Origin of the sequence: Vibrio kagoshimensis (genome assembly GCF_050337535.1) — a bacterium.
GTDB classification, from domain to species: Bacteria; Pseudomonadota; Gammaproteobacteria; order Enterobacterales; family Vibrionaceae; genus Vibrio; species Vibrio gallaecicus.
In genome coordinates this window covers 31,516-49,212 of record NZ_JAKJSZ010000024.1, presented here as the reverse complement: position 1 = coordinate 49,212, position 17,697 = coordinate 31,516, and the positions used below count along the sequence as shown (strand labels likewise).

Below are 17,697 nucleotides of genomic sequence, written 5' to 3'. Positions count from 1 at the left end.
AGATGAATAGAATAGTGTAGTCACACTCGATTAAAGGCATAAGAATAAAATGGAAAAAGTAGCAATTTTAGTAGATGTGCAAAACGTTTATTACACCACTCGTGATAAATACCGCAGCAATTTTGATTACAACCAATTTTGGTATGTGGCAACGGAAGGACGTGACGTTGTTGCCGCTCATGCATATGCAATTTCGAGTCAGGATCCTAAACAACGCCAGTTCCACCATATTCTGCGTGGAGTTGGGTTTGATGTGAAACTGAAGCCTTTTATCCAACGCCGTGATGGAAGCGCAAAAGGTGATTGGGATGTTGGTATCGCACTTGATGCGATTGAATTAGCAGAGCAGGCTGATGTTATTGTGCTGGTATCTGGTGATGGTGACTTCGAAATTTTAGTAGAACGAATTAAAGAGCGTTTCAACAAACCTGTAGAAGTCTATGGTGTTCCTGGTTTAACCGCCCAGAATTTAATCGATTCAGCCTCAAGATTTATACCAATTGAGAAAGACTTACTTTTATAGCGGCTATATCACATTTATCAATTGATTTAATATTAATGATAATTAAAATGCAAACCATTATTATTTATATGGTAAATGACAATGTCCCGCGTTTTAGTTGTTGATGATGATATTCAATTATGTGAATTATTGAGTGAAGTTTTAGAAGAAGAAGGGTATCACGTCGATACAGTGCATTGTGGTGAAAGTGCCCTTCAGTTCATTCAAAGCAACCCTGTGGATTTAGTTTTACTCGACGTAATGCTACCAAACCTCAGCGGTCTTCAGGTTGCACGTCGCATTTGTCAGCGATTCGCGACACCTATCTTAATGCTAACGGCTTTAAATGATGAAGCATCTATGCTTGATGGCTATCAAGCTGGTGCTGATCAGTACATTGCCAAACCATTCAAAGTGCCTGAATTACTTACACGTATTAAAGTGATCCTTCGACGCGTTGCTTTTGAGCGCCAAAGGCAATCTCTTGCGACAACGAATCAGGGATTAAACGAACAGCTATCACGGCTTCCTCTGACAGGAACTGAGCAAGAACTTCTAGACTTTTTAATCAAAAATAATGGCGTTGTTGTATCTAAATCAGATTTACAAGTGAGAGTACTGAAGAAAGAATTGTGCCCATTTGATCGAAACTTAGACATGCACATTAGTAATATCCGCCGAAAGCTAGTTCAAGCAGGTTTATCAAAACAACACATCAAAACAGTTCGTGGGAAAGGCTACAGCTACCTAGAAACGGTAGGGGCATAACTATCAATGGTGTCTTCTTATTTTCGCTGCCCCAATTTTATCGCCAAAAGAAAAGATGGGTTAACATTCCAGTTATTTAGTTATCTCACCGTGATCTTAGTCAGCATACTTATTCTTCAAGGGTTGGCTGAAAAGGCTTTGATGAAAGCATTACTGAAAGTGCCCGAAACAGTCAAAGAAGAAATGCTTGATTTAGCTTACCAAGCGAACGTTTTGATAGAAGATGGCGATATGGATGAACTCGCTGACTGGGGGAATGCACAAGATTATTACTTATTTGTATTGGATAAGGAAGGTCGACCAATAACCCACAGAGACATGCATCCACACTTCGAATTTAAGCTACGGTTTTTACGTACTTTAGATCATCAGTTAGGGGCAAGAGTCAGTAAACCTATCTTTGGGATCCCACTTATTGAAGGGAATACCCTTGTGGTACAACTCCCACACCAAGTACATCCAGCACAAAACTTTGCTTTGTATTTCTCACTCATAAAAGCATTGATCGCACTTATTATTCTGACTTTATTTTCGATCATTATGGCGAGAAGTTTACAACAGCCTTTAGGACGATTAAGAGAGGCAAGCCGACGCTTAGCTCAAGGTGACTTCTCTGTTAGTGTGGTTTCAGAATTGAACTCTAAAACACGAGAGTTTAATGAACTTGCCAATGATTTTGATCACATGACCAATGAAATACATTCTCTGGCGGAAAAGCAACGTCGGCTGATCCGTGATGTCTCGCATGAACTGAGAACGCCATTGGCAAGGCAAAACTTAGCACTTCACCTTCTAAGGCGGAAGATAAATGAAGAATCTCATCATTTATTGGATCGCTTAGAAAACGAAACAGAAGAAATGAATAATCTAGTTGGTGAAATTTTAGAATTTAGCCGTTTAGAGAACTCTCGTTATGACGCCAAGCTCAAATTCATGCACGTCGAACAGTACTGCTCAATGCAAGTAGAGCAGATGCAACCAGACCTTAAGACAGGACAGACTTTAAAAACTGATCTATCAACCGATTTATCAGAGGTTGCTTTAGATGAAAGGTTAGTATTAAGGGCTTTAAGTAACGTTATAGGAAATGCGATTAAGTACGCAGGTGAAGATGCCAATATTGTCGTTTTAACTCATGAAATAGAGTTAGACAAAGTCTATCGAGTGATTTCTGTTGAAGATGACGGCCCCGGTATCTCTGAGAGTAAGCTTGTCGACATATTCGATCCCTTTACCCGATTAGAATCTGCTCGAGATAAACAATCGGGAGGCTACGGTCTTGGTCTTGCAATAGTTAAAGAAGCGATGTTAGTGATGAATGGGTTAGTCGTAGCCGAAAACCGAACTCAAGGCGGTTTGAAGGTCAATCTGCTTTTCCCTATGAAACTAAACAAAAATCCAAGTTAAACAATGTGGCACTTTAAAATATTGCATTATTTTAAAGTATCGAAAATTGAACAACACCAGCAATTGAATGACATAGCTGAAATGGTCGAAAATCATTGTTTAAACACTCTAAAAGCGCCGATATTGGCGCTTTTTTTACTTGTCAGTATGTTGTTAGATTTCATGTCAGAAAATTTACATAACTTTACGAATGCAAAGAATGTAAATTTAATGCAAATAGTAATAGTTATCACTTATATTTGCGTCAGAATTATCAAGTGGTACCGGAAACGGTTTATCAGGTTAGTCATTAAATAGTGAGATTCACTCACAATAAATAAAGCAGCCTGAACAAAAAGAAAAGTCGGAGAAAGGACATGTTTTCAAAGAGCCCATTGGCTTTAGTGATAGGCGCAGTATTAGCCTCATCAGTTGTACAAGCAGAGACAACAAAAGCAGACGAACATATGGTTGTAGAAGGTCGTGACTACGGTTATAAAGCCGACACGAACACTACAGCTATGCGCATGGAGGCGACTCAATTAGAGACTCCTGGACAAGTATCCGTTATTGATGAACAAATCATTGATGAACAACGTGCAAGTACGTTGGGTGAAGTATTACAAAATGACGCTAGTGTTAGTGCTGGTGGTACAAGCCGTAACCGTGAGCGTTTCTCACTTCGTGGCTTTGAATTAAGCAGCTCAGATGGTTTTTTAAGAGATGGGCGTCAACATTGGTCTCACTACCGCCAGCCAATTGAATTACTAGAGCGAGTTGAAGTTCTAAAAGGTCCATCAGGATTGCTATACGGCAAATCTGAGCCGGGTGGCTTAGTCAATATGGTAACGAAGAAGCCTACATCAAACACTCAAATGTCATTAAGCCAAGATATGGGCTCTGATGATCATTTTCGTACTACTCTTGATGTAAGTGGCTCACTGAACGAAGCTGAAACACTAAGAGCTCGCGCTATTTTATCTAAAGAAACTTATGGTTCATACCGTTCATATGGCGATGGAAGTGAGCCAGAAACAGATAGATTAGTGGGTGGTCTATTTGTTGAATATGATATCAATGACAAAGTGATGATCTCTGCTCATTATGATAGAACAGAAGATCACGGCAGCGTGGATTCTGGTGCCTACATTGTAAATGGTAAGCCTGTACTTGGCGACAAATACATCTGGGATGCGGAATGGTCAGAAATTGAAAATGATGTTGAGAACTACGGTGTTTCAATTGATGCTGCAATTACAGACACTATTTCATTAAATGCAGGCTACAACCGTCAAAACTTCGAACGTTTTGATGTGGAGTCGTACCCTAACTTTAATGATTATGAGCAAACTGGTCTTATCAAGCACTCAGGTAATGAACGTACAGATAAGTGGGTTTTTGATACGGCTTACTTAGATGTAACTAAAGACTTTGAATTGCTAGGTACTGAGAACACACTACTTGTAGGTGGTAACTGGCTAGATTACTCATACGATCGTCATCAAGCTTATTACAACTCTGTTTCTGTTGCTCCTGGAGAAACTGTAGGTAAACCTGGTTATTCAGGTCGTGTAAGAGAGTCTGATTCTGACTACAAAACATACGGTGTTTACTTACAAAACATGATGACAATCAACGACCAATGGCAAGTGCTAGCTGGTTTACGTTTTGATGAGAAGAAAACGGATGATTTGACAGAAAACCAAGTGTCTCCCAAACTAGGTGTGATTTACCACCCTGCTGAAAATGGCTCTGTATACGTGCAATATTCTGAAAGCTTCATGCCAATTGGTGCTGTGAATGGTGATCAGTACGTTAACGATGGCGAAGAACTTGACGCTGAACGCGGTATTTCTTACGAAATCGGTACTAAATGGGAGCTATTGGATGAGCGCCTATTCGTAAGCGGTGCACTGTTTGATATCACCAAAGAAAATGTAGCTCTTGATGTTGAAGCTGGTTTAGACGGGAATGGCGATACGCTTTATGACAAAACTCAAGGCGGTGAGCAGAAACACCGTGGTGTTGAGGTTACAGTGCAAGGCTTCGTAACGGATAGCTTCTCTCTATCGGCTTCTACAATGTATCTTGATGCTGAAATCACGAAAGATAAGACTTACCAAGGTAACCAACCAGCGGATGTTCCTGAATTATCTGCAAGCCTTTGGTCAACATATGAAGTGGTTAACAATACTGATGTGAATCTTGGTCTTATTTATGAAGGTGAGCGCTACGGAGACGCAGCAAATACATTCAAAAAAGACGGTTATACTCGTGTAGATATGGGCGCAGCTTATACTCATAAATACGATGAAAACTTTGACATCATTGCACGTATCAATATTGAAAATGTATTTGATACGGAATACCAAGCAGGTGGTGGTTCAACAAGTAGTAATTACGAAGGTGCTAAAAATGTTGTTCTTGGCGAAGGTCGTAACTACATGGCAACTTTACAAGTTAAATATTAATACTTAGTAATGAAATGATAGGGGAGAGCAATGCTTTCCCCTTTTGTGATTGTGCTACATCAATAAAATATGATATTAAATTAAGGATGTTATTGATAATGAGAGTGGTTATCAATAAACTTCATATGAATCTCTTCTTCTAAAGTAATTGACTACAACTATGAACTTTTTAAAAACGAGCCTAGCGCTTCAAGTTATTCTTATCAGTGGTGGCATGATTGCGACAACCGCGTCGGCTAATAGCCTAGACCAAGCGCAATCTATTCAAAATAAAACCAATAACGCATCTGCATCCAGTCAGAAAGTGATCAATAAAAGTTCTGAAGCAACATTAGCCTTGAAAGCTGAGATTGAGCGATTGCAAGAAGAAGTGAAAAATTTAGAAATCTATCATGACCACCTTGCGGCTCTTGTGAATAGCCAAAATCAAGAAGCGGCAAGTATCGATGCACAAATTGATCAAATAAAATATACACGTCAAGGTGTCGTACCTTTGATGTATCAGATGATCGATGGGTTGCATGTTATTGTTGAACAAGACATGCCAATCAAAAAAGAACAACGTTTAGAGCGAGTAGAAAAGCTTCAATCTATGATGGTTCGTGCCGACGTAAGTGATGCAGAAAAATACCGCCGCATTCTAGAGGCTTACCAAATTGAAATGGATTACGGCATCAAATTGGGCGTCTACCAAGGTCGTATGGCGTTGAATGGTGGAGAAGCAGGCAATGAACAAATTATCGAAGCTGACATACTGCATTTAGGGCGCACTTCTCTTATCGCTCGTAATTTGAATGGTAGCCAGTACTGGTCTTGGAATCAGACATCAAAACAGTGGCTTGAGCTAGACCCTTCTATGAAAACTGATTTAGATAAAGCTTATGACATTGCAGGCCAGCAAGCTGCACCGAGCTTAATCACTTTACCTGTATCTCTTATTACTGCTGAGGTGAAGTAACATGAACTTTAACTCAAATTCATTATTCTCTTTAAAGCCTCTTACTGCACTTTTATGCGCTATTTCTCTTTCTTTTCCAGTAATGGCTGCAACAAGTACATCTGCCGACCTTGCGAATAAAGCTACTGCTGAAAACAAAGCTCAGGCTCGTCACAATATTCAGCGAGAAGCTGAGTTCAAACAGACAGAAAAACAACTTTTAGCGTTAAAGTCGAAGCTGGAAGTGAAACAGAAAACAATCCAGCAGCAAACTGATGTGTTGACTGAAGCATTCAGTGAAAACGAAAATAAGCTAGCGCGTCTTGAAGAAAAACTGCGTTTAGAAACGGGCAGTTTAGGTGAGCTTTTTGGTGTCGTTCGCCAAAATGCAAAAGAGCTTGGCGCTGAATTACATAATACCGTGAACAGTGTAGACCGAGGTGTTCATACTGACACAGTCGATCAAATCATTGACGCCAAATCATTACCTTCAATGGAACAGTTAACTGGTTTGTGGCTAAGTATGTCAGAGCAAATTTCTGCAAGCCGCGAGTTGGGTAAAGCTCAAATTTCATTTATTGATGGTAATGGTAATACATCTCTAGTTGAAGCTTATCGCCTAGGTTCAATTGGCTTAGTGACAGAGCAAGGTTACGTGAGCTGGAATAGCAAACGAAATGATGCCATTGCGTACATGAAGCAGCCAGATAACGGACCTGTTATTAGCTCTCTTTCTTCACTAGCTGCCGGTGAGACTACTAATATAATCATCGATCCATCTCGTGGTTTCATGCTTGAGCAACTCGCATTAACCCCAAGTTTACGAGACCGTCTTCAAGCCGGTGGTGTTGTAGGTAAAGTCATTCTTGGTTTACTTGCGATTGGTCTTCTCATTGCTCTTTTCCGTGGCGTGTCTCTAGCGATTGCTCGTCAAAAAATCCGCTCACAACTTAAAAAGCCAGATCAACCAGGAAATAACCCATTAGGTCGTGTACTAGCGGTTTACGACAAAGAGCAGAATAGAAGCGTAGAAGCACTTGAGCTGAGATTACTTGAAGCGGTAGTTGATGAACAAACTCATTTAGAGAAAGGTTTGTCAATGCTTAAGCTGCTAGCTGCACTCGCTCCAATGCTTGGTTTACTTGGTACTGTGACAGGCATGATCGAAACATTCCAAGTGATTACTCAATTTGGTAATGGTGATCCTAAAGTTATGGCTGGCGGTATCTCTATGGCGCTTATCACAACGGTACTTGGTTTAGTGGCAGCTATGCCTCTTCTACTTGCGCATAATATTTTAAGCACACAAGCTGAAAATATCCGTAATATCCTTGAGAAACAGGGTATTGGTTTAGTTGCTGAGCAAGCTGAAAAAACAACACAGCCTGAAACTTCATTATCATCTGTTGGGACCGCTGCGTAATGGGTATTTCATTGGGGAGCTCAATTTTGTCGAGCTCCATCATTCCAAATGGCTTAATACCGGACGCATTACTCACGAGTAATTGGCTGCTTTCATTAAATCACTTTATGGAGCAGGGCGGTTTTGTATTGTGGTGGCTAGCGGCGGTTGTCGTGGTGTACTGGCTGCTGGTGGTAGAGCGTGTATTGTATCTAACGCTCTACTTCCCAAAGCAACGCAAACAATGGATTAGCCAGTGGCATGCTAGAAATGACCAGTCATCTTGGCATGCTAAAGCTATACGTGAAGGTTGGTTAGGGCAAGCGAGTATGTTGCTCAACCAAAACCTGAACTTTATTAAGCTGTTGGTTGCGATTTGCCCAATGCTTGGTTTATTAGGAACGGTTACGGGAATGATTTCTGTCTTTGATGTGATGGCTACGCAAGGTAGTAGTAATCCGAAACTAATGGCTTCAGGAATTTCTTTAGCGACACTACCTACGATGGCGGGAATGGTTGCGGCATTAGCTGGAATGTTTGTTCATGCACGCTTAGCAAAGGTGTGCTCTCGTTTAGAATTAAAATTAGAAAAATCATTAAGGAGTCAACAATGAGACTCGGCAGACGTCAAAACCGAAATGAAGAGGCTCAAATTGACCTAACTTCTATGCTTGATATCGTATTTATCATGCTGATTTTCTTTATTGTGACGAGTTCATTTGTACGTGAGTCTGGGGTTGAAGTAAATCGCCCTCAGGCTTCTAATGTTGTTAGCCAAAAAGATGCGGGTATTTTTGTTGCGATTACTTCGACAAACGACATTTTTATTGATAAGCGTATGATCGATGTTGAGCGAGTTCAAGCAACACTTGAGCATCTATTGCTAGAACAACCTGATGCATCCTTAGTTATTCAAGCGGATGAGCATGCATACAATGGAACCGTTGTTAAAGTGATGGATGCTGCGAAAGGCGCTGGCGTGAAAAATATAGCTTTAGCGGCAGAGAAACGATAATGATCTTTTATTTAAAAGTTCGATCCGCCTTTATAGGTAACATACAGGGGAGTCTGTAATGATTCGTTTGTTGCTAGCATTGCCGATTGCCGCCGCTATGGGAATTGCATTGTTTTCTTTTATGGCATGGATGGTGGACAACGGTCACCATAGAACGCAAGAAAATAGCGAAACATTAAGTTTTAACATGGTAATGGTTGAAAGTGAGCAGGAAGTTCAAAGACGCCAGCGAGCTGTACCAGAAAAGCCTAAAGCACCAGAGCCGCCACCAGAAGCTCAAGTATCTACATCTAAAGCAGAAGTTACGCCAATTAATCCAATGTCTTCAATTCCTGCATTGGATCTAAATACTTCAATTAGTGGATTGGCGATTAGCGCTCCAACATTCTCTGATTTTGGTTCAAACCAACAGGCAATGCCCCTCTATAGAGTGGAACCTAGATACCCTGCAAAAGCTTTAAAACGTGGTGCCGAAGGCTATGTACTGATGTCATTCACAATAGATGAAACTGGTCGCCCTGTGGATATTGAAGTAACAGACGCTAAGCCTCGTAGAATGTTTGAAAGGAATGCAATAAGAGCACTAAAAAAATGGAAATATCAACCTAAGGTCATTGATGGAAAAGCAATAGCTCAGGTTGGCCAAACCGTTAAACTTGAATTTAAGTTGGCAGAATGATGAAAAAAATATGGATATTTATCAGCTTATTACTATTGCCTTCTCTACTTCCATTGAAGGCTTTGCAAGCTAAAGAGTTGAGTCAGTACACCGCAATTCGTGTTCAAAAAGCAAGTCAATTTGCTCAAGACGAAAAACTCAAAGAGGCTATAGAAACACTATCGGCCATGGAGCTTACTAAAGAATACGATAAAGCTTTTGTTGCTCGCATGTTGGGTGTTTATCATTGGCAAAATAGTGATACTAAATCTGCAATCAAAGAGCTGACCTATGCCGTTGATAGTGGCTTGCTTCTTGATGAACAAGCATGGATTACTCAAAGAATGCTTGCCGATGTATTACTGAATGAGCAGCGCTTCAAAACGGCGCTTCCTCATTACTACGCATTAGTTAAATACGCGCCTGAAACTGAGAAGATCGATTTACTGTGGATGCGTATAGCACAAGCGGAATACCAAATCGGTAACTGGAGTAATGTATTAAAAGCAATCAGCAAACACGACAAGTTGAAACCAGAACCTGATTTAGCTCCGTTATCTTTAAAGTTAGGTTCGCAACTGCAACTTAAACAGTGGAAACAGGCTATTCCGACTCTAGAGTCCTTGATTGTTTTACAGCCGGAAAAAACGAACTGGTGGAGACAGCTTGTAGGTTTACAGCTTAGGCTAAATCAAAATCGTGCAGCGCTAAATACTTTAGCCTTAGCTGATTTACAAGGCGTTGAATTGTCTGACTCTGACCGTCGATTAACTGCTCAATTATATGCTAAACGCGGAATACCTGAACGCGCGGCCCAAGAGTTGAGCAAACTTAGTAATGCTCATACAGATGTCCAGCTTCTTGCCGAGCAAGCAACTTATTGGCAACTTGCTAGAGAGTGGGATACGTCGATCAAAGTGTGGGAACTGGCCTCCAAATACAATGCTAAGTATCATTGGAATGTTGCTCAGTTGATGGTGCAACAGGGCTACTATCAAGAAGCTCTTGTTGAACTAGATAAAGTTAAGCAAAAAGAAAAACAAGCGGATGTCGCACTGGCCAAAGTTCGTTCGTGGTACAAACTCAAAGAATTAGAGAATGCTTTAATTCATGCTAAAAGAGCTGAAGGCATTGAAGCCTCAACTGAAGCTAAAGGGTGGATAAAATACTTAACTCAATTGAGACGTATTGATACCAGCAGTTAAAATCAAAGCAGCCACTTAATTATAAGTGGCTGCTTTGTATTTAGAATATGCTTTTTTGTATTCAGGTGGCTACTTTTGTATTTAACTAAATTTGTTAACACCCGTTAAATTGACTGATAATCATTTTCAATAGCGACGAATTATAATAGGCTATACAAAAATTTATAAAAGCCAATTTCCATGAGTGAAACTTTCTCCTTTGATACTCTTTTCCAATATTCACAAACCGTCACTCCATTTCTGGAAGGTCGTTTAAAATCGATTGAATTGACTTGTGAAAACTCTGATAGCCCACTTGAAGCCATCAACAGCCAAACTAATGACCAGCCAACCTCAATATATTCGTCGCCCAGCATCACTTATGGTGTGCCTTGCAGTGCTGATATCAAAGTGCTTTATGACTCAATAGCAACAGTATCCCCTGAGGCTAAACAAGCTTATTGGTTAACTCGCACTTGGGGATTGCTTTGTTGGCAACCGATATACCTTTCTTTTATATCAATTTATGCTTGTCATGGTTTGCCAAAGGTTAAAGATATGTCTCAAGACCTTCGCGAGCAGTTTATCGCGGGTTATCAATTTAATGATGACGGCGTCAGGATTAATGAACAAAACACGCTCATTAAGCTGGCGGCGACTGAGCTACATTTATTGTTTGATTTTTACAGAGAAGAAATCGGCGAGTGGGCTCGAATTCGCCCAGGTTTCACAAACCACCTTTTTGCAGATGCGATCTTGGGATGCATTGTTCAATTTCAACAATTTCAGCCTGAAATTCCAAACTCTTATTTTTTAGAGCAGGCTAAAATTTGGATTATTGCTGCTGGTTTACCATTGAAGTCATTAGAAGGGCTAAGCGTTAATCCAGAGACAAGTAAGCTTCACTTAGTTAGGACGAGTTGTTGTTTAGTATATAAGTGCACAGGTCGAAAACTATGTTCTGATTGCCCTAAATTACCTGAAAATAGAGAGATGAAAGTAACGTTGAAAGCATCTTAATAAAGAGCTTTATGAAATTAATTATCATTTATATTCTCATGTGATAAAGTCGCGGCACTTAGCTAAAATTTAGAAGAACCAATGTACCAATTAGTTAACGCGTCGTTTCAAGTCGATGGAAAGAAGATTCTTAAACCTACCTCTTTGGTGTTTAAATCCGGAAAAGTTACCACGCTACTTGGTCACAATGGTTGTGGAAAGTCGACATTAATGAAGTTACTCAGTCGTCAAAATAAAGCTTACTCTGGAACTGTTCTGTTAAACGAAAAAGAAGTAGGGAGCCTGAGTAGTCAAGATTTCGCACTTAATGTTGCCTATTTACCTCAGCACCCCCCAGTAACAGATGGTGTGACTGTCCGTGAACTTGTCTGTTTTGGTCGCTATCCATGGAAAGGGGTATTTGGTCGTTACAGTAAAGATGATTATCAAATCGTCGATGACGCCATCAATAAAGTGGGTTTGGAAGACTTTTCTCAGCGATTCGTTGCCACACTCTCTGGTGGGGAACGCCAACGTGCCTGGGTAGCAATGTTGTTAGCCCAGCAAAGCACATGCATTCTTTTAGATGAACCGACATCAGCCTTAGATGTTGCGCATCAGCATGAGCTTTTATCTTTGATTAGAGAGTTAAACCAATCTTTGGGATTAACCGTAATTATGGTTCTACATGACATCAATATGGCTGCCAAGTTTAGTGATGAACTCATTGCTCTCCATTCTGGTCAAGTCATCGCTTCTGGTTCTCCTTCTGAATTAATGACAACCGATAACCTGAAGAAAATTTACGGGATGGATTTATCCCTTTTTACTGACCCCATCTCTGGAAAAACAATCAGCTATATTGCCTAAATATTTGGTTTAAGAAGCTTAATACGTTTAAGAAAACCCAACTTAAGAACAATCCGTTTATAAAGGTTGGTTTTAGATGATGATTTTAATCAGGTTCGGTATACAACTGTTGAAAGGATATTAGTGTGAAAATATTGGTCGCTTATATAGCGTGTTTCTTTAGTTTTACGGCTTTTGCAAAAGAAGTCAGTCATGAGCTTGGATCAGCGAATTTTGAATACACCCCAGTACGAGTAGTTACATTAGACTGGGCGTTAACAGAGACAGTTTTGAGCTTAGGTATTGAGCCTATTGGTGTCGCAGATATTAAAGGGTACAACTCTTGGGTAGCAGAGCCTGAAGTAGGGGACGCTGCCATAGATGTTGGTTCAAGAAGAGAGCCTAACTTTGAATCATTATTAAAGTTGAATCCTGATGTGATTTTAATAAGTAAACAAATGTCGGCGGCTTACCCGCAGCTTAATTCAATTGCACCCACATTGGCTTATTCAATTTATAATAGTAATAAATCTCCCTTTGATTCAGCCGTCAGTATTACGCGCGATCTTGGTGATTTACTGGATAAATCTACTCAAGCAGAACGAATTATAAGTGATACCCAAAATAAGCTATTAACTAATGGTCAGAAAATTAAAGCTCAATCAGCTAGTAGCACTCAGCCATTTTTGTTTGTTCGATTCGTTGATGAGAAAACGGTTCGAATTCATAGTGACGGTTCGCTGGCAAACGACACTATTGAAAAAATGGGTTTAACCAACTCTTGGCAGGAAACAACCAATCTTTGGGGTTTTACAACCGCAGGAATTGAGAAGGTTGCTGAGCATCAAAAAACCAACTTGATGATATTTGGTCCATTGAAAGAAGTAGAAAGAAAGCAGTTATTGCAGTCTCCTTTATGGCAAGCAATGGAATTCACTCGAAATGACTCAGTTTATGAACTACCTGCTATCTGGACTTTTGGTGGGCTTATCGCCTCTCAAAGGTTTAGTGACCAAATAACTAGTCAATTAACTAATCAATCAAACAAATGATCAATGTGTTCACTCATAGTTGGTTTGAGTCACTTCAGCGAACGAGACTGCCTTTAGGCATAGCTGGGCTATTCAGTGTGATAGCCCTACTAGTGCACATTACGGTTCCTTACTCACAAGGTTTATCCGTATTAGTTGATGTTATTACTCAGTATGACCCGTCAGATTATCAACACATCATAATCAATTTAACTTATCTACCACGTTTGGCTGTTGCCTTGATATGTGGTTTTGCATTAGCGGTTGCGGGTTGTGTGATGCAATTTGTTTTACGAAACCCCATTGCGTCGCCAACCACTTTAGGTGTCGCTTCTGGTGCCGAACTAGGAATGATCCTGAGTATTTTATTACTTCCAGCCAGTATTGAAGTCAGTGGTTTTATTCCTGCATTTATCGGCGGTTGTTTTGCTACAGCATTGGTTTTTATCTTATCGGCTAAACGAGGCTTTTCACCAGTTCATATGGTACTTGCGGGCATGGTTGTGAGTTTGTTTTTTGGCTCAGTGAATACCATGTTGCTTTTATTAAATGAAGAGCACCTTACCAGTTTATTTGTGTGGGGAGCAGGCACGTTGAATCAAAATGGATGGGAAAGTGCGCAAATCCTAATTCCATTAACGGTTATTCCGACATTACTACTTCTAGCCATTGAAAGACCATTATCTGCATTGCAGCTAGGGGATGACGTTGCCTCTTCTATAGGTGTGAGTGTTAAAGTTCTAAAAGTGATCAGTTTAGCATTGGCTATTTTTGTTACAGCGGCAGTGGTTAGTGAAGTTGGGTTGATAGGTTTTGTCGGTATCGTAGCGCCGGCAATTGCAAGAATGTTAGGGGCTAGGAAGCTCAACCAACAAATTTTGGTTAGTGGGTTGGTTGGCTCATCTATGTTGTTGCTTGCTGACTTAATCATACAGCCATTTTCAGGAGCGGGTGGCGAAATGCTACCAACAGGCGCAATGACTGCCTTACTTGGAGCGCCTTTCCTTTTATGGCTGCTCAATAAGAAACTGTTGCAGTCAGATATGAAAGCACGCGAGTCAGTGATCAGCACTTATTGTCACCGAACATTAAAGCAAGTTGTTATCCCTATTGTGGGGCTCTTTGTGTTTCTTGTGATTGTTGCTGTCTTTGTTGGTAAAGATCAAACTGGCTGGACGATAGTTGAATCGGTTTCAATCTTACAACTTAGAATACCAAGAGTTGCTGTTGCTGCATTAGCTGGTGTTGGCTTAGCTATTGCTGGAACAATAATCCAACGAGTATCAACAAATCCTATGGCTAGCCCTGAAGTTCTAGGGATAAGCTCTGGTGCAGCACTTGCATTAGTTATAGGAGCTTATTTCGGGATAACGGCTGATCGATTCCAACAAATGCTGTTGGGTACTTTAGGCGCATCATCGGTTACTTTTTTTATTTGGTGGATGGGCAGAAAGCATAACTTTGCAGCAACACACATGCTTCTGACTGGCATCGCACTAAGTGCGGGGCTTGATGCCTTTCTGAGGATTGCTTTGTCATCTGGTCAAGACAATATGAGAGCCTTGCTCACATGGTTATCTGGCTCGACTTATCTCGTTTCAATGACAGATGTCTATTTATTAGGATCAGGGATATTAGTTTTCATTATTACCATAGCCTTAATTCATAAATGGTTAGACATCATTAGCTTAGGTGAGGTCGCAGCAAATAGCCTTGGGGTAGATTCAACAAGAGTAAGAATGCTATTGCTGCTTTTGGTGGCAAGTATTACGACTTTAGCAACAATAGTAATTGGACCTTTAAGTTTTGTAGGTTTGCTTGCTCCCCATATGGCTCGGTCATTACACCAATACAGTGCAAAGCAGCAATTGATTACCGCCAGTTTACTGGGTGCAATCTTAATGATGACCGCGGATTGGTTAGGGCGAACATTTTGGTTCCCTTGGCAATTTCCAGCAGGGCTATTAGCTTCATTGATTGGAGGGGCATACTTCTTATATCTAATGAGAAAGTAAATAGCTCCAATCGGTGATTATTTTAGGCGGTTATTAATATGGGTAGCCGCCACACCTTAAAACCGTTTTTTCCAACTTATCTTTAGTTGCTAGGCAAGTTCAGACCCTTTCAGTTTTATTCTTACATCCGCCTATACTTTGATATTTTTCATTAAGGCAGCCCCCCTTTAGATACTTTTTCATCCGGTTTTTACTGATAAAACAATCACCTAAGATAGTAGGTGTGCATTTTATGCAGGTAGTTGATAAAACCTAGCCACTCATCGATAAATTTCATAAATCGGTAGTAATATTTATGCATATGAGTATTATTCCCATTCTCACTTGTTGTTTATAAAATATAAGAGAATTGAATGAAGTCTAAGAAAGGGATTTTCCCATTAACATTAGTTGCAGTGGCTGTAACTTCTGCATTTTCAATCGTTTCAACGCAAGCTCAAGCTGAAGGGTACGCAGAAACTGATGAAAAAATGGTGGTGGTTTCTAGCCGTACACCAAAAGCAATCAGCGATATTCCAGGTACGGTTTGGTACATTGATGCTGAACAGATTGAACGGGAGTATAGAGGTGGAAAAAACCTAGATGAAATTCTAGCCGTTACTATTCCGTCTCTTGATGTACAAAGTGGTGGTCGAACTCATACAGGGCAAAACTTACGTGGTAGAAGTATCATGGTAATGATTGATGGCGTATCTCTGCAGTCTGTTCGCTCCATCAGCCGCCAACTAGATTCTATAGACCCATTCAATATTGCACGAATTGAAGTCCTTTCAGGTGCTAGTTCCATTTATGGTGCTGGTGCAAGTGGCGGTGTGATCAACATTGTGACTAAAAAATCGAACAGTGATGAACTTGAATTTGAAACTTTTGTTGGTGGAACAACAGGCTTTAATTCTGGTGAAGATCTAGACTATAAAATTGCGCAATCAGTATCGGGTGGTAATGACCGCGTTAAAGGTCGAGCTGCTGTTACTTATACTAAAACCCAAGCCTATTTTGATGCAGATGGTGACATTATCACACCAGATGTGACGCAAGGTTCGACCCAGTTTAACGAGACAGTTGACGTATTGGGTAATTTACAAATTGATTTAGCCGATAGTCAAAGGCTCAATTTACTTGCCCAATATTATGATAGCCAACAAGATTCGCCATATGGCTTATATTTTGAGAAAGACGCGAACGGAAATTATCAATTTGTCGACGTTCGTGAAGGGTACTCTGCAGAGCGTCAGCAGGGTACTGAAAGAATCATGGTTAGTGCTGCCTACAACAATGATGACTTCCTAAGTCATCAGTTTATTGCTGAGCTTTCATATCGTATGGAAGAGCATACCTATACTCCATATACGCGAGCAGGTCGACAGACACTAAGCTTTAGTTCATCAAGACAAAAAACAGACGTTATTTCTTTAAAAGCAGTCATGAATAAGTCGTTTGATTCATTGTCTTTTACTTATGGCATCGATGGGTATTTAGATAAATTCGATAGTGACCAAGCTCTTTATGATTCAACGGTTACCGGTAATACCGGTGGTTTAGTCAATGTTATTGATGAAATTACTGGACGTTACCCTGGAGTTGATACAGAAGCTCTTGCAACATTTATTCAACTCGAATATGCGATAACGAATGATTGGTCTATTCAAGGTGGTACTCGTTACCAGTATTTGAATACAAAGATTTCCGATTTTCAGAAAAATGCGGCGTCAGATTTTGTTCCTGGTGGTGAAACAGATTATTCAGAAACACTGTTTAACTTCGGCACTATATATCAACTATCAGAGAGCTCTCAGGTGTGGGCTAACTTCTCACAAGGCTTTGATTTAGCTAACCCTGCAAAATACTATGGTAAAGACGCAACCGTAAATGTAAATGACTCTAAACTTGAAGGCATTAAAACGGATGGCTACGAAATTGGCTACCGTAATGAACTTGATGATTTGTCATTCCAAACAGCCTTGTACTATTCATATTCAGATGGTTCAGTTGAGTATGCAGATGACAAAAGCATTAAAGGAATTTCTGATCCGCTACGAGTTTATGGTGCAGAAGCCGAAGTTAAATATTGGATGACAGATAACCTGCAACTGGGTACATCTGGTCATTATGTTGTCTCAGAAGAGAAAGGCGATAACGGCTGGGAAGATTTAGCCGCGATGGAAGCGAGTACAACCAAAGCAACGGCATGGGTTGGATGGAATGACTACGATTACAACATGAAGCTGCAAAGTGTCACAATGTTTGATTACAAAGACGCTGATGATCGTAAATTGGATGGTTACACTGTTTTTGATTTTGTTGGCAGCTATCAACTTCCAGTTGGAAGCCTAGGCTTTGGTATTAAAAATCTACTAAATGAAGATTACTCAACAGTATGGAGTCAGCGTGCAAGACATTGGTATGGTGATTCAGACATGTTCGAATACAAAGGTCGAGGTCGTACATTTACTCTCAATTACCAAGTGAAATATTAATCT

At 40.3% G+C, this 17,697-nt stretch carries 15 protein-coding genes; all 15 read left to right on the top strand.

What is annotated here, in order from left to right; genetic code table 11:
- Positions 1-49 precede the first annotated feature (49 nt).
- The 15 genes from L4C37_RS19575 to L4C37_RS19505 all read left to right on the top strand — a co-directional run bounded on the left by L4C37_RS19575 (position 50) and on the right by L4C37_RS19505 (position 17,694).
- A complete protein-coding gene (locus tag L4C37_RS19575; protein ID WP_137374325.1) occupies positions 50-523 on the top strand; it encodes a LabA-like NYN domain-containing protein in 474 nt (157 codons plus the stop codon).
- An 81-nt stretch (positions 524-604) separates the two neighbouring features.
- The gene (locus tag L4C37_RS19570) at positions 605-1,270 is read left to right on the top strand and encodes a response regulator transcription factor (RefSeq protein ID WP_137374324.1); all 666 of its coding nucleotides are present in this window, start codon (positions 605-607) and stop codon (positions 1,268-1,270) included.
- 6 nt (positions 1,271-1,276) lie between these two features.
- Positions 1,277-2,677, top strand: a complete 1,401-nt coding sequence (locus L4C37_RS19565) for a histidine kinase sensor domain-containing protein (protein ID WP_273295275.1) — start codon at positions 1,277-1,279, stop codon at positions 2,675-2,677.
- A 356-nt stretch (positions 2,678-3,033) separates the two neighbouring features.
- A complete protein-coding gene (locus L4C37_RS19560; RefSeq protein ID WP_429769548.1) occupies positions 3,034-5,127 on the top strand; it encodes a TonB-dependent siderophore receptor in 2,094 nt (697 codons plus the stop codon).
- A gap of 160 nt (positions 5,128-5,287) precedes the next feature.
- Positions 5,288-6,085 carry a DUF3450 domain-containing protein gene (locus L4C37_RS19555; protein WP_137374321.1) on the top strand — a complete coding sequence of 266 codons (798 nt, stop codon included), beginning with the start codon at positions 5,288-5,290 and terminating at the stop codon, positions 6,083-6,085.
- Position 6,086: 1 nt separating this feature from the next.
- Positions 6,087-7,487 carry a MotA/TolQ/ExbB proton channel family protein gene (locus tag L4C37_RS19550; RefSeq protein ID WP_273295532.1) on the top strand — a complete coding sequence of 467 codons (1,401 nt, stop codon included), beginning with the start codon at positions 6,087-6,089 and terminating at the stop codon, positions 7,485-7,487.
- Complete coding sequence (locus L4C37_RS19545) at positions 7,487-8,080, top strand: MotA/TolQ/ExbB proton channel family protein (RefSeq protein WP_137374319.1); 594 nt, start codon at positions 7,487-7,489, stop codon at positions 8,078-8,080. The genes L4C37_RS19550 and L4C37_RS19545 overlap by 1 nt, the downstream gene beginning before the upstream one ends.
- Complete coding sequence (locus L4C37_RS19540) at positions 8,077-8,481, top strand: ExbD/TolR family protein (RefSeq protein WP_137374318.1); 405 nt, start codon at positions 8,077-8,079, stop codon at positions 8,479-8,481. The genes L4C37_RS19545 and L4C37_RS19540 overlap by 4 nt, the downstream gene beginning before the upstream one ends.
- 58 nt (positions 8,482-8,539) lie before the next feature.
- Positions 8,540-9,160 (top strand): energy transducer TonB, encoded by a 621-nt coding sequence (locus L4C37_RS19535; protein ID WP_137374317.1) that lies wholly within the window; start codon positions 8,540-8,542, stop codon positions 9,158-9,160.
- Entirely contained in the window at positions 9,157-10,344 is a 1,188-nt protein-coding gene (locus tag L4C37_RS19530) for a tetratricopeptide repeat protein (protein ID WP_429769544.1), read from the top strand. Before L4C37_RS19535 ends, L4C37_RS19530 begins: the two co-directional genes overlap by 4 nt.
- A gap of 180 nt (positions 10,345-10,524) precedes the next feature.
- The gene (locus L4C37_RS19525) at positions 10,525-11,343 is read left to right on the top strand and encodes a siderophore ferric iron reductase (RefSeq protein WP_429769543.1); all 819 of its coding nucleotides are present in this window, start codon (positions 10,525-10,527) and stop codon (positions 11,341-11,343) included.
- A gap of 81 nt (positions 11,344-11,424) precedes the next feature.
- Positions 11,425-12,192, top strand: coding sequence for an ABC transporter ATP-binding protein (locus tag L4C37_RS19520; RefSeq protein WP_429769541.1), 768 nt, complete (start codon positions 11,425-11,427; stop codon positions 12,190-12,192).
- Positions 12,193-12,317: 125 nt separating this feature from the next.
- Positions 12,318-13,223 carry an ABC transporter substrate-binding protein gene (locus L4C37_RS19515; protein WP_429769539.1) on the top strand — a complete coding sequence of 302 codons (906 nt, stop codon included), beginning with the start codon at positions 12,318-12,320 and terminating at the stop codon, positions 13,221-13,223.
- Between the two features lie 47 nt (positions 13,224-13,270).
- Positions 13,271-15,217, top strand: coding sequence for a Fe(3+)-hydroxamate ABC transporter permease FhuB (gene fhuB / locus L4C37_RS19510; RefSeq protein WP_429769567.1), 1,947 nt, complete (start codon positions 13,271-13,273; stop codon positions 15,215-15,217).
- Positions 15,218-15,570: 353 nt separating this feature from the next.
- A complete protein-coding gene (locus L4C37_RS19505; protein WP_429769537.1) occupies positions 15,571-17,694 on the top strand; it encodes a TonB-dependent receptor in 2,124 nt (707 codons plus the stop codon).
- Positions 17,695-17,697 lie beyond the last annotated feature (3 nt).

Coding starts and splice junctions, on each gene's coding strand:
- L4C37_RS19575 (WP_137374325.1), top strand. CDS start 50: ATGGAAAAAGTAGCAATTTTAGTAGATGTGCAAAACGTTTATTACACC.
- L4C37_RS19570 (WP_137374324.1), top strand. CDS start 605: ATGTCCCGCGTTTTAGTTGTTGATGATGATATTCAATTATGTGAATTA.
- L4C37_RS19565 (WP_273295275.1), top strand. CDS start 1,277: ATGGTGTCTTCTTATTTTCGCTGCCCCAATTTTATCGCCAAAAGAAAA.
- L4C37_RS19560 (WP_429769548.1), top strand. CDS start 3,034: ATGTTTTCAAAGAGCCCATTGGCTTTAGTGATAGGCGCAGTATTAGCC.
- L4C37_RS19555 (WP_137374321.1), top strand. CDS start 5,288: ATGAACTTTTTAAAAACGAGCCTAGCGCTTCAAGTTATTCTTATCAGT.
- L4C37_RS19550 (WP_273295532.1), top strand. CDS start 6,087: ATGAACTTTAACTCAAATTCATTATTCTCTTTAAAGCCTCTTACTGCA.
- L4C37_RS19545 (WP_137374319.1), top strand. CDS start 7,487: ATGGGTATTTCATTGGGGAGCTCAATTTTGTCGAGCTCCATCATTCCA.
- L4C37_RS19540 (WP_137374318.1), top strand. CDS start 8,077: ATGAGACTCGGCAGACGTCAAAACCGAAATGAAGAGGCTCAAATTGAC.
- L4C37_RS19535 (WP_137374317.1), top strand. CDS start 8,540: ATGATTCGTTTGTTGCTAGCATTGCCGATTGCCGCCGCTATGGGAATT.
- L4C37_RS19530 (WP_429769544.1), top strand. CDS start 9,157: ATGATGAAAAAAATATGGATATTTATCAGCTTATTACTATTGCCTTCT.
- L4C37_RS19525 (WP_429769543.1), top strand. CDS start 10,525: ATGAGTGAAACTTTCTCCTTTGATACTCTTTTCCAATATTCACAAACC.
- L4C37_RS19520 (WP_429769541.1), top strand. CDS start 11,425: ATGTACCAATTAGTTAACGCGTCGTTTCAAGTCGATGGAAAGAAGATT.
- L4C37_RS19505 (WP_429769537.1), top strand. CDS start 15,571: ATGAAGTCTAAGAAAGGGATTTTCCCATTAACATTAGTTGCAGTGGCT.